General features: G+C 33.1%; 9 protein-coding genes and 1 pseudogene. 8 read left to right on the plus strand and 2 right to left on the minus strand.

Annotated features, from left to right (window positions below):
- Window positions 1-240: 240 nt before the first annotated feature.
- Window positions 241-1110, minus strand: coding sequence for a helix-turn-helix transcriptional regulator (locus FAY30_RS12040; RefSeq protein WP_149870108.1), 870 nt, complete (start codon window positions 1108-1110; stop codon window positions 241-243).
- Between the two features lie 138 nt (window positions 1111-1248).
- On the opposite strand from FAY30_RS12040, the gene FAY30_RS12045 reads away from it, so the two are divergent.
- The 5 genes from FAY30_RS12045 (at window position 1249) to FAY30_RS12065 (ending at window position 8876) form a co-directional block, all read left to right on the plus strand.
- Window positions 1249-1914 carry a hypothetical protein gene (locus tag FAY30_RS12045; protein WP_149870109.1) on the plus strand — a complete coding sequence of 222 codons (666 nt, stop codon included), beginning with the start codon at window positions 1249-1251 and terminating at the stop codon, window positions 1912-1914.
- A gap of 687 nt (window positions 1915-2601) precedes the next feature.
- Window positions 2602-4449 (plus strand): ATP-dependent nuclease, encoded by a 1848-nt coding sequence (locus FAY30_RS12050; protein WP_190284891.1) that lies wholly within the window; start codon window positions 2602-2604, stop codon window positions 4447-4449.
- A 316-nt stretch (window positions 4450-4765) separates the two neighbouring features.
- Window positions 4766-6322 (plus strand): RNA-dependent RNA polymerase family protein, encoded by a 1557-nt coding sequence (locus tag FAY30_RS12055; RefSeq protein ID WP_149872684.1) that lies wholly within the window; start codon window positions 4766-4768, stop codon window positions 6320-6322.
- 250 nt (window positions 6323-6572) lie between these two features.
- A complete protein-coding gene (locus FAY30_RS12060) occupies window positions 6573-7688 on the plus strand; it encodes a DUF6602 domain-containing protein (protein ID WP_149870111.1) in 1116 nt (371 codons plus the stop codon).
- A gap of 330 nt (window positions 7689-8018) precedes the next feature.
- Window positions 8019-8876, plus strand: coding sequence for a phospholipase D-like domain-containing protein (locus FAY30_RS12065; RefSeq protein ID WP_190284892.1), 858 nt, complete (start codon window positions 8019-8021; stop codon window positions 8874-8876).
- Window positions 8877-9095: 219 nt separating this feature from the next.
- Here the strand turns inward: FAY30_RS12065 and FAY30_RS12070 are convergent, their stop codons facing one another.
- Window positions 9096-9470 carry an STAS/SEC14 domain-containing protein gene (locus tag FAY30_RS12070; protein WP_149870113.1) on the minus strand — a complete coding sequence of 125 codons (375 nt, stop codon included), beginning with the start codon at window positions 9468-9470 and terminating at the stop codon, window positions 9096-9098.
- Window positions 9471-9915: 445 nt separating this feature from the next.
- On the opposite strand from FAY30_RS12070, the gene istA reads away from it, so the two are divergent.
- The 3 genes and pseudogenes from istA (at window position 9916) to FAY30_RS12085 (ending at window position 13548) form a co-directional block, all read left to right on the plus strand.
- Window positions 9916-11472 (plus strand): IS21 family transposase, encoded by a 1557-nt coding sequence (gene istA, locus FAY30_RS12075; RefSeq protein ID WP_149868383.1) that lies wholly within the window; start codon window positions 9916-9918, stop codon window positions 11470-11472.
- Window positions 11469-12212 carry an IS21-like element helper ATPase IstB gene (istB, locus tag FAY30_RS12080; RefSeq protein ID WP_149868384.1) on the plus strand — a complete coding sequence of 248 codons (744 nt, stop codon included), beginning with the start codon at window positions 11469-11471 and terminating at the stop codon, window positions 12210-12212. The genes istA and istB overlap by 4 nt, the downstream gene beginning before the upstream one ends.
- Window positions 12213-12627: 415 nt before the next feature.
- Window positions 12628-13548: pseudogene (locus tag FAY30_RS12085) on the plus strand (tyrosine-type recombinase/integrase).
- Window positions 13549-13682 lie beyond the last annotated feature (134 nt).

The raw sequence follows: 13682 nt of genomic DNA on the forward strand, positions 1-13682 counted from the left end.
AGACAATTACTGCGCAGCAAATCGATCTTGGTAAGAAAAACCTTTGATAATTGGAATGGTTTCTGTCCTTAAATAACTTAAATGGGTGCTTTTCCAAAATAACTGGAAGGCATCTTTTTTGCGTTACAAAAAACAACTTGTTTACGATTTACAGCAAGATATGGAAAGTTTTCTTACACTTGTGATGGTATCATTCTTATTAGAATAACAAGTTTATTAACATATATAGGTAGTTAGACATTATTCAACGTCGTCACTGGAGAGTTTTTTGATTGGTACGAATATATGATAGGAAGAATCAAGATTATGAATATTCTCAAACACTTGAATAAGTTCAATATCGGATTCCTCTGTTTCTTGTTTCGAAATCTTTAAAAATCTTGCAAAGTCAGTAATAAAGACATCTCCTATATCTAGAAGATCACCAAAATATTTAAACTTAGCACAAAAAAATTGTTGAACATCTACTTTAAAATAATTTGGTTTATTGATTTTTAGATTTTGTGGAATCCCGATTAGAGCCTTGAACTTAGTTGAGTATGGCTGGCAATTGGAATAGATGATATAACAAGGACTACTGATTGTTTCATCAATGCTGTTTACGAGCATTCTCGAATAAGATCGAATCTTTTCTTTAAAATCACTTCTTGCTAAATCAACTTCAAATGCTACCCCACTTATTCGAGTTGTTTTAAAATTTGTTAGTGTAAAATCGGCAACGATATCCCCATTGATGTTTTTAATTGGTCTTTTAATTACTGGAGGAATGTCTTCTAGGGCAATGGTCTTTCTATTTTTTCTTAGAGAGCTTGGGGCGATACCATATTGGCTTTTAAAAGCGCGGGTGAAGGACGATGGAGTTCCAAAGTTTAGTTGATACGCAATTTCTGTTAATGATAAGTTTTCGTTTTGAATGTATTGAACAGATGCATTTAATCTTCTTGATAAAGTGTATTGGTTTAATGAGCAGCCCATTATTGCAGAAAAGAGTCTATGAAAATAGTATTTAGACATATTGAAGGAATTTGAAACAGACTCCAATGATAATGGTTGTTGCAAATTGTTTTCAATATACAATAAAGATTTTTCAATTACTTCATAATGTTCCATCTCGTCACCTAATTTCAAAAGTTTTTTTCAACTCTTCATATCCAAATTACTATAAGAAGTTTGATTCTGCAACAGCTGGGGTCGTTTATAAAATTTGTATTTACTTTAAGAGTAAAAATAAAAATTGGAGGGAATCACATGAATAATAAAAATGAAAAAGAGCGAAGAATTACAGGAAAGAGTTTAATGCGATCGGCAGGTCTTTTTGCAATTTTGGCAGGGATTTTATATATATGTATTCAGTTTATTCACCCAGAGGATCATATATCCTCTGTTAGCACAAGCTTATGGGTCGTCATTGCATGTACTACCAGCATTATGTCTCTTTTCAGTCTGATAGGAATTACAGGAATCTATACAAGACAAGCGGAAAAAGCAAACTGGCTTGGGCTGATTGGTTTTATTTTATTTAGTCTATTTTGGTTAATTTCTATGAATTTTAGTTTTAACGAGGCTTTTGTTTTGCCGTTGCTTACAACTGATGCTCCGAAGTTTGTTGAGGGAATAGTAGGGATTTTTGGTGGAACCACAAGCACAGTGAATCTTGGTATTTTTCCATTATTAGCACCAATTGCGGGGCTTCTATATTCTCTTGGTGGACTCTTGTTTGGAATCGCAACTTTTCGTGCGGGAATCTTCCCACGCATGGCGGGTGCTTTACTTTCCTTCGCAGCCGTGGTCACATTTGCCGCCGCCGTAATTCCTCATCCAGTCGATAGGATATTGGCAGTACCGATGGGATTAGCTCTTATTTGGTTGGGGTATGCTCTTTGGTCAGAACGTAGGAGAATCAGTACTGATTGATTTTTATATCTTCTCTTAATAATCTGTACTTAACCTATTTTATCATTACTAAAAATAAATTTACTATTAAAGTAACGGGTTTTAGTTGAACAAGAATTGTCATTTTAAAACAGGATCATTTGCTGCGCAGTACAACGATACTGTTAATATATAAACATCGGAGACGATCACTTTTAGGGTGATTGTCTTTCTTATTTGACTGATACTGTGCAGTAGGGAGGGGCATGAAATTCCTTCATGCTCCATTTCTATTTATCAACTAAGTTTCATTAAGTTTGTCGGTCACATGATTACGGCCATCAAAATGTACCACCTCTGACATAGTTTTTACCACCAAATGACGAAGAATGTACCAAAGAATGACCGACTGTTTACCACTGCAAGCCATCTGGTGATTTGAAATAAAACCAAAGTTTTGAGATTCAAATTGTTATAAAAAATTGATTGAATTTCTATAAGATCAGTCATCTGCAAACGGTCGGGATTAACTCTTGTATTACGTAGTAGACAATTACTGCGCAGCAAATAAATTTCGTATATTTAAAGAATGTTCTTTAAAGTATAGAGTTTTTAATAATCAATTGTAGATTTTCACAAAATAGGCCATATTGTTAAAGAACAAACTACCACCTTATGGTAAGATTTAACTAAATATTCTATTTTAAAAAAATGAAGGTGAAAAAAATTATGACCTATCCGTTTTTTAAAGAAGTACAAATACCCGGACAATTTTGTTCACAACCATTAAGAATAAATTTTTATGGTGGAATTACAACATTTCTGGGACCAAATGGTTCTGGTAAATCTCAGGTTCTAAGAAAATTGAAGGAGCAATTTGGTAATACTGCGTTTAATAGAAAAGTAAGATTGTTAACAGCAGGTAGACTCTCACAGTTAGAAAATTATCGTTCTAACTATGATGGTCAGAGAGGAATAAATTATGAAGGGGCTTCATTTGGAGGAGCTAACTTAAGGCAATATCGCCATCAGTCTGAAAGTGCTATAGGAGACTTTCACACATTGAGTATAAGACCTGATATACAAATAAAGGTGAGTGAAAGATTAAGTACACTCTTTAATAGGAACATCCTGATAGAATGGGATTCTGGTAATTTAAAAATTAAATTTAGTACAATAGGTGGTGAGCCCTATTCATCCGCCAGAGAGGCAAGTGGTTTATTACAATTAGTAACTATTCTTACTGCATTATATGACAATGAGGTAAGTGTGCTTTTTCTAGATGAGCCCGAAATATCATTACATCCGCAATTACAATCTTTTTTATTTCAGGAAATAAGAAGAGTTGCCGGAGATCCTACAGACAGATCAAAAAAAATGGTTGTCTTGGCAACACATTCAACAGAGTTTTTGGATATTTTAATGCCAGAAGACCTAACAAAAATTGTTTTTTTCGAATCAACTCTGAATAAACCTAAACAAATAGAACCACAAACTGTTGAACTACAAAATAGAAAGGTTAGGGAGTTACTTACTAGATTAGGACAAGCCCATAAGTCCGCTTTCTTTAGTTCTAAGCCACTACTAGTTGAAGGTCCAAGTGATATACTAATCTGTAATGCATTAAATCAGCATTTGGGCTTATATTTGGAGGCAGCAGGTTCACAATTGGTTCCTGTTATTGGTAAAGGTGAATTACCAGTAGTTGTTAAATTATTTAGGCTGATAGGAAAAAAACCAGTAGTGATAACTGATTTGGATACATTAGCTGATAATATTACGTTTTTGGATATTTTTTCAAATAATCAAGAAATTGTTGAAAAAATTCAAGAAATGGGGCATAGTGATATCATTTCTTTTTCTCGGTCAATTAATAATGACTTTATAGCTGCGATTAATAATTATTGGGATATTTTACTCCCAATGGCAGAAAAACATTCTTATTGGATTAATCGTGATACTTCAAAGGATGAAATAATTGCTAAAAAAAGAGCTGGAATGGCAGTACTATTAAATATGCCTAGCGAGGAAATTAAAAAACTCCATAACGGAGAGGTTCTATATGGTATAAAGAAGAGGTTAATTTCTTTATTTGATACTTTAGAAATAGCGGGTTGTTTTATATTAAGGAAAGGTACTATTGAGAATTATTACCAATCAGTAACTAATGTAGCCACAGGTAAACCGAATGCAGCAGTCGAGGAAATACAATACCTTTCAACTCAATCTAAAGAGCAAATTAATGATGCCTATTCAGATATCGTAAGAGGTCTTAAATATGCAGCTTCTACAAATGAAATTGATGAAGGCAAACTAGTGTCTAACTACTTATTAGCTGTTGTAGCTCCTGTGCTCGGAAGTATTGATGAGCAAGTTACAGATGACGAATTACAATATAGAGCGAGGAAATTTGTCGGAGAGATTGCTTCTATATTTAAATTGACTAAATTAAATATTAGTCAAACCCCGGTAATACGTGTTGATTTAAATAGTGAGATTTTAGAGATTGACGGCTTTCCAGTTGATTTTCCAAAAGGATCAAACCCTATAGACATTGTAAGAAATAGTTTAAACTAGGGGGAGAAAAATGATTATCAGATCTATTAATATACACTTCCCTTACCTTGTTATTATCTTCTACAACAATCGGGCGCGTTTATCTTAACGCGTCTTTTTTGTTTTAGGGTCAAATTATGGAGGAAATAGCTTCCATAATCATTGGATATTTGTGCTAAAATATGCTTGTGGATTGTGTAGAAATGTTTTTAAATAACGAAATATTTACTTATAAAAAGCATAAATCATTCCGATGATGTCTTGGCTAGTTACAAAATGTGATTATAATTAACTGAATTTTAAAACGCTAGATAACCTAATGAAAGAGAGGAATTCTATGGGATTAAATACATATTATAATTTTAAAAATCCTGTTAGACATTTTTTAAATATTGATAATATATTATTTCAACCTGACATAAATCAACTAGAGCTTGAAGATATTAGTTGGACAGAGCCTGTAAATTTTCGGTTATGGAAAAATGATGATAAATATAGGGTTCTTAAAATGCCGAATATATTAAATTTCTATTGTGCATTAAAACAATTTAAAAACTATGCTTCTTTTAATGATCCATCAAAATTTGATTCTCGAAAAAGACTTGTACCAAACATTGAAACAGGAGATTTTGCTACAGGTGTATATGATGAACAGTTAGAGAAAGATTTCTTTTTGCTTAGTGTGTATGATAACTTACTAAAACTTGATATAAAAAGTTACTATGAAAGAATTTATACACATAATATAGTATTTGAAAATAATGGAGATGAACGATACCTAACTAACTTAAACCAAGGGAATACTAATGGATTATTAATGGGAAATTATCTTTCATTGTACTTTGCAGAATTATTTTTAGTAAGTATTAGTGTAGAAATAAGAGAAAGTCTAGACAAAGAAAATATCAAATGTGATTTTTCTTATTTTTCTGATGATTTCTATTTCTTTTGCAATACAACAGATAATGTAAAGGTCATAAATATTTTTGACAAAGTTTTAGAAAAATACAATCTCGAAAGAAAAGATGAAGGAATTGAAATATGGACATACCTTTCATATAATAAACAAAATTTAGCAGAAAGATATTGGAAAAGTATTATATCTGAAAGTAAAATTAGATTCACTGAAGATAAAAAAGAAAACAAGATGTATTTTTCAAATCAATTGGTATATCGGATGTCTAATTTAGAGAGAGTAAAATTTCAAAGAACATTTTTACATACATTTTTCAAATCTACATATTTTCACGAATTAAAAATGTCAAAATATCAGATTGATTATTACAATTTCCATAACTTGTGTTTTATTTTTCAATTTGCTCCTGAAACATTACTTTACTCAATTGGTAAAGTTAAAAGTGTAGATATTTTTAAAAGTGAAGATTTTAATGTTTTTTTGAGTTCGAGATACAAAGTTTCGTTATCTAAGTCATTTCATGAGGAACAGTTGTACTATTATTATGCAATAAAATCATTAGGATTTAGGAGCATTTTAAAAGAGAATTCAGATATAGTCTTAGAGACTAATAATCAGTTATTAATTTCGTACTACTTAAAGGATTCCTTATTTAATAAAAAACAAATAAATGAATTAAAAGATAAAAAAGAAGAAAAATATTGGTTCCAGAATTATCATTTGATTTTATATACAGAATTAAAAAATGACTTAGAAAATAGTATTGATAAATATTTAATTCCCGATAATGTAAAAGCAATAAAAAAACAAAGTGCGAGGAATAGAAAAAGAAAGAGCTATATGGATTTTTATTCACTAAATCTATCCAATAAAATTTCATTTATTAAGGATATTAGAAAAATACATTCTGATGTTAATAAATACAGAGAATTATTGGTTGACGAAAGAATTGAAGTATTTGGCGAAGAGAATAATTAACTTTTTTTATAGTTTGGCATCGCAATGATATTCAACAATCGGGCGCATTTCTGCAGGAAGAAATGCGCTCTTCTTAATGAATTGGGCCAGATTATTGAATAACGACTTTTGATATTAAAAATTATTTATTGAAATATAGGATTACATAACTTAGTGTATTTCCTATAATATATCTAACTAAGAGACCATAAATAATTACTTTATAAGTTTTTGGAAAATAAAGATAAAGGTAAATGAAGAGGGAATACAAATGCTTAAACAATCTATTCATGCTGCAGCCAAAAAGATGCAAATTGATTTTGAAGAAGTAACGGAAAACATTAACCATATGGGAGAGAGAGGGAGCAGTAGGGAAGAAATTTTACTTAGCTATTTAAGAAAGTATATTCCTAATAAATATGAAATGAATAATGGAGTAATAATTGATGCAACTGGTGAGCAAAGTAGGCAACAAGACATTATCATTTATGATTCGTTTAATAGTCCTGTTTTATTAAATATGCAGTCTACAAAAATGGTACCCATAGAGAGTGTTTTTTCAGTTATTGAGGTTAAATCATCATTAAATAAAACTGAAATAAATAAGTGTGTAAATAATATTTCAAGTGTTAAATCGTTAGTTAAAAATAGTTTGGATGAAATAAATTCACCCACTGCTGGATTTGTATTTGCTTATACATCATCTACAACTTTAGAAACATTATTAGATAACCTTGTTGAAGCAAATAATCAAGTAGAAAAACATAAACAGATTAGTGCATTATGTATATTAGATAAAGGAATAATTGTAAATGTATCAAAGAAAGGCTTGAAGGAAATTACTCTTCTACCAAATGAGGATTCCACTCCTGCAATAATTAAAAACTCAGCTGAAAATAATTTAATGTTATTTTATCTCCTACTGATGCAGTACCTTAATCAATCAAGTGTATCTGTACCAAACTTATTAAAATATGCAAATGCTGGCGAGTTGTTAAATATAGAGTACTCAATACCTAAAAAGCATGTTCCATTAGATGGTTATTATAAATTTAATGAAGGAATAATTGAATTAGATACTGTCTATACAATGATGAATGATTCGGATTTGCTAAAAAAAATACAAGATAGAAAAGCTAGCTCAGAAGATATAATGCTATATTTCAGTAGACAATTAAAGAATATTATTAATTATGCCGAAAAGTTTTCTGGGGCAAGCCAACGTACTATGGAATTCATGGGAAAGATTTATCAAGTTTCTGATATTGAGAAAGCAACAGTTATATTTAATAAATTGAATAATGGGGAAGAAGTTAATAAGCAGGATTTAGATTTCTATACTGAGCTTAACAAAGATATGTATACACAATATCAAACTCAACCGTAATATATTAATCAATGTATGTATTTTATTCAACTGCCATTACTCAAGTATCTGGCGCGATTCAGAAGAATTGGATTGCGTCCGTTATTCCAGAAAAAGTGCGCAATTCTGCATAAAGAATACGCTCTTTCTTTATGTAACGGGCCATTTTCTTGAATAACACTTAATAACTAAATTGGATATTTGTGCTAAAATATAAGGTAGTTCATGTATATAAATGAATTTGGAATTTGCAAAAAGAGATAGCAGAAAACTTATTTTTGGACTTCTTGCTGGATTTTATTTATTTATTTTTGAAGCTGTATTTAGCTGATGCGAAATGGGGGAAGCACCTTGAATTTAACGGAATATACTTTGAATAAGTTAAAAGATTTCATAGCATGTGGTAAGGGAGAAGAATCTTTTTACTTTAGTGGACCTCAGTTAGTAAAATTATTCGAATCTGTTGGATTTGAAGATATGTATGTAATGAGTAAGGGATTTGTTGGCAATGATTTAAGAAAGAGTAATATGGGTTTGAGTAGAAAAGAGTATGTTATTGATCGATTAAAAAGAATAAATAGTTCTAAAAAACTAAAAGAATTTATAGAACTATTTATTAATGCAGTGTTAATTGATTTAGATCAATATACAATTGGAGATACAGAAGAAAAAGTGTTTGTTGCGAATCTGAATAAAATTATTAAATCAAATCGTTATAGCATAGAAAAAATAGAAGATAGATATTGTGTGATGGGTAATGATACATACGATGAACCAGTCAAACTTGAAACCCATTTTGAAGATATTCAAAATCAAATCATTGAGGAAATAAAAAGAGCTAAATATACAATTTGGGTTGCTGTGGCGTGGTTTACTGATCAAAAACTCTTTGAGGAATTGGTCCAAAAAAAGAAAGAAGGTTTAAATGTTCAAGTTATAGTCATTGATGATGATATTAATAGAAAATATGGATTTCGTTTTGAAGATCATTTTGAGACATATCGATTACCAGAACATGGAATGTTTAAAAATATAATGCACAATAAATTTTGCATAATTGATCTCAATACAGTGATAAGTGGCTCTTATAATTGGACAAAAAAAGCTCAATATAATGATGAATCTATAGATATAAAACATAGTCGTGAAGCTACTGAACCTTATGCAACAAAATTTATAGAGTTAAAAAAATCGAGTTCTAAGAGTTAATTTAAAGCTACATCTGAACACAATAATTATTCAACAATCGGGCGCTAATATTGAATAAACAAGAAAAAACAGCTTTATTTACTGCACAATACAAGGATTCTGGTAACTAATACAATTTATTAGGGACGATCACTTTTTTAGGGTGATCGTTTTGTCGTATTCGACCTAAATTGTGCAATAAAAAAAGTTACCTTTCAGCAACTTAGGAGTAGAAATCCATTATTTATATTTAGTAAGCCAGTCAATTAATTGGTCATAGTTACTTGAGAACATTGCATTGTCTTTGGTATTAGACTGTTCAAGGTGAATTAGAATATCCCCTTCTTCTAATAAAAAAGCAACTGCAATGGTGTTCTCTAATATATTATTAGAGAACAATTTGTCTTTCCACAATTTTTGTACAGAAAAATGTTCTGGAGTATAACCTTTACGATTAACTAACAACTTATACTTTTTTCCTTGTCTAATAAATGAATAGCACGTTTTCTCAAATGAATTAAACCAGATGTTTACATCAGCAAGGGTGATGAAACCTGTCAAATTAGTAATAATAATATCTTCAGAAATGGATGTACTTATATTTTTAACATTCAATTAAACAACAACTCCTTACTATCATTATAAACCAAATAATGGAGGGTAGTATAAATTTTAATGTTGCACAGTTCAAGGATACTTGCAATACACATTCATTAAGAGACGATTAATGCATTGCGTAATCGTCTTTCTTTTTGTATAAACACTAAAATCCCTGTCAAGATACGAAACTATCCTATACTATTAATGTATTTTTGGCATTTGAATAGGTAATCCTTAGTTTACAAATAAAAACTAAGGAGAGTCGATTTTTATGAACTTAGGAAAGCAAATATTATCAGATTTAGTGGCAGTGTATATTGCCACTCAAAAGTGCCACCTCTGCCATTTTTCAGAGCCACTTCTGACAGATTTCAGTGCCACCTCTGCCATAGCCAGTGCCACCTCCTGTATAATGAATTTGCACACTATTGTGCAAATTCATTATACAGGAGGTTTTTTTGTGATCAAATACCGTGAAATTCTGAGATTGAACGACCAAGGTCTCAGTAACCGCAGTATTGCGTCTAGTTGCGGTTGTTCTCGCAATACTGTTAATAATGTGATAAAAAGGGCTGATGAATTACAGGTTTCCTGGCCGCTTAAGGGTGACTTCACTGACACTGACCTTCAGAATGTACTCTATCCGGAAAAAGGTAAGTCGGATTTGAGGAAGCAGCCTGACTGTGAGCACATCCACAAAGAAATGGCCAAAAGTGGTGTTACTCTTTCCCTGTTATGGCATGAGTATTCTGAAGCATGTAGGCAACGGAGGGAAATTCCCTATAGTTACCGCCAGTTTTGCCGCTTCTATCATAATTATGCGACCGTATCCAAGGCAACGATGCGGATTAAGAGGAAGCCAGGAGAAATCATGGAGGTCGATTGGGCCGGCCAAACTGCATTTCTAAAGGATTCCCTTACAGGCGAATCCATTCCTGCGTATGTATTTATAGCTGCACTTCCGTGCAGTCAATATTCTTATGTGGAAGCCTTTGTGTCCATGGACACCGCCAGTTGGATTACCGCTCACCTCCACGCTTTTGACTTTTTCGGTGGAGTTACCCAAATGATTGTCCCTGATAATTTAAAAACAGGGGTTGTTAAAGCATCTTCTACGGATCCAGTCATTAACCGAACATATCAGGAGATGGCGGAACATTATCATACAGCTATCATGCCTGCGAGGGTAAGGCAACCAAAGGACAAAGCGAATGTGGAACGGACTGTGGGGATTATTTCAACCTGGATTATCGCTTCCCTACGGAATGAAACATTCTTTACCCTAAATGAATTGAACAAGGCAATCAAGGAAAAATTGGCTGAGTTCAACCAGAAGGATTTTCAAAAGAAAAGCGGAAGCAGGCAAACTGCCTTCATGGAGGAAGAGAAGTTCGCGCTCCTTCCGTTACCTGGTTCTCCGTACGAGTTGGCAACTTGGAAGAAGGCAACCGTACAATATGATTATCACATAATAGTGGATAAAATGTATTACTCGGTTCCCTATGAATTTATCAAATACGAGGTCGATGTAAGGATAACCCGAAAAATCATAGAAATATTTTATAAGAATTTCAGAATTGCATCCCATATGAGGCTAGAGGGAAAGGATGGGCAGCTCTCTACTATTCCGGAACATATGCCGATTCAGCACAAGCAGTATCTTGATTTCAATCGGGACTATTTCTTGAAATGGGCTGAAGCAGTTGGTCCCAATTCATTGGCGATGGTTAATGCACTTTTAAATTCCTATAAGGTAGAAAAACAGGCATTGAAGTCATGCATGGGGCTGACCAAACTGGCCGATCAATATTCCATTGAACGTCTAGAATCTGCTTGTAAACGGGCATTCTCATATTCGCCAAGGCCTAATCTTAATAGTATTAAAACCATTTTAAAGACCGGACAGGATAAATTGAATACTTCTGCCACTCGAACTACTGATGTTGATAAAGTCGACCAAGACTTTACGCATGGTTTTGTAAGAGGCGCAGCCTACTATGGGAGGAAAGATAAATGACAACCGAAAGCACATTAACCAAATTACACGAAATGCGTTTAAGTGCAATGGCAGAACAATTCCATGAACAACTGCGGAATGAACAGTTCAACGAGCTCCCCTTCGAAGACAGATTCGCTTTGATTGTCGACATCGAATGGTCACGCCGCAAAAACAATAAGCTAGATCGGATCATCAAGGGGGCTAACTTCCGTTATCCCCAAGCCTGCATAGAAGATATTGAGTACCACGCAGACCGGAGGCTCGATAAGACTCAAATCCTTAGGCTTGCATCTGGTGATTATATTCAGGGGAAACACAATTTAATCATCAAAGGTGCATCAGGGAACGGCAAGTCCTATCTTGCCTGCGCGTTTGGAATTGCCGCATGTCGCCAGTTTTACACAGTTAAATATGTCCGTCTTCCCGATTTACTTGAGGAACTGGCTATTGCTCGAGGCGAGGGAAACTATAAGAAAGTAATGAAGGCATATAAGAAAGCGGATCTGCTTATTTTGGATGAATGGCTACTTACTTCCCTTAGGGAAAATGAGGCGCGTGACCTTTTGGAAATAGTAGAATCGCGCCATCAGGTCGCCTCTACTATTTTCTGTTCTCAATTCGATATTCAAGGATGGTATGAAAAGATTGGAGAGGGTACCCTCGCAGATGCCATTCTCGATAGGATTATCCATGATTCATATAATATATTCATAGATGGGGAAACGTCTATGAGGGAAAGACATGGAATAAAAGAATAGACTTCTGACACCACTACCGCAAGGTAGGTTGGGATTCTTTAAAAAAATCCCCCTACCAGTTTAGTTAGGTAGGGGGAATTAAAAATATTGGATAATTATATTTCTCTTAGTGACCGGTTCTCCAGCCTCTAATTCTTTAATTCTATGCCTTAACTCATCTATCTCTTCTAACAGCTGCGCATTTTTAGTTTTCTCATCTATTCCTCTTTCATAAACGGTACCACTTCATCAATAATCCTCTGTTTCGTTTAATGTATTATATCCGGAATTGGTAAGTTGGGCAAAAGGTCATGGCACTCAAGATGGCAAGAGTGGCACTCAATTTTGTCACAGGCGGCACTAAAATTTGGCACTAGTGGCACTTTTTAATGGCAATATACAGGCAGCTTTAAAAGATTTATATCCTAATATTGAAGTGGAAAATACAAAGAATAAATTGTCTACTGTTCTATCAGAGTATTATATTCAAAGAGTTGAGCTAGGTGAGGTACATCCTGATCTTGAGGATAAAATACAGTTGTTCATATCGGCCAAAAGACTAGAAGGATTAAGTTCTATTACTCTAGGCAACTACCTCCTGGAATTAAGTGGGTTTGCTGATATCGTAAAAAAGAAGGCTGAGGACATAGCTACAACAGATGTTCGAATGTACCTAAGTCAAGATGGGACCTTAAAAATGAGCACAATTAGAAAGAAACTATCTATTTTAAAGAGTTTTTTTAGTTGGTTAGTTTCAGAAGAATATATTAAACGTGATCCAACTACTAAATTAAAAGCTCCAAAAGATGAATACCGACTTCCTAAATCCTTATCAATCGAAGAACTGGAAATGTTAAGAGAAGCATGTGAAACAGTTAGACAGCGTGCTTTTCTTGAAGTATTGTATGCAACTGGTTGTCGTTTATCTGAAGTTCATGGTTTAAATAAAGCTGATATCAATCAACAGAATATGAGCACATTAATTATAGGTAAAGGTGATAAACAAAGAGAAGTCTATTTTTCAATTAGAGCGATGTATCATTTAGTTAAATATTTAAAAGAACGAAAAGATGATTGTGAAGCGTTGATGATTACAGAGAGAAAACCTTATAGAAGATTATCTAAACGAGGAATACAAAGAGAAATAGGAATCATCGCTAAATAGGCAGGTCTGCAAGACAAAGTAAGTCCCCATGTTTTAAGACATACTTTTGCAACATTAACATTAAATAATGGAGCTGAACTCGTAGCTATTCAAGAATTGTTGGGTCACAGTTCGCCAGATACCACACTTAGGTATGCAAAGATAACTCACGAAAGAAAACGTGAGCAGCATAAAAGGTACCTAATTCAATAAGAGCGATTGTCATTAGACTTATATAGTTACACAGAGAAAGGGTGGTTTCAGTAGTAACCACTCTTATTATATTTCCATTTTATAGGTGATTTTGAAGGTGTTTTTCAATAAATATCGAACAATGTATCTTAAGG

Source organism: Bacillus sp. S3, from assembly GCF_005154805.1.
Lineage (GTDB): Bacteria > Bacillota > Bacilli > Bacillales > Cytobacillaceae > Neobacillus.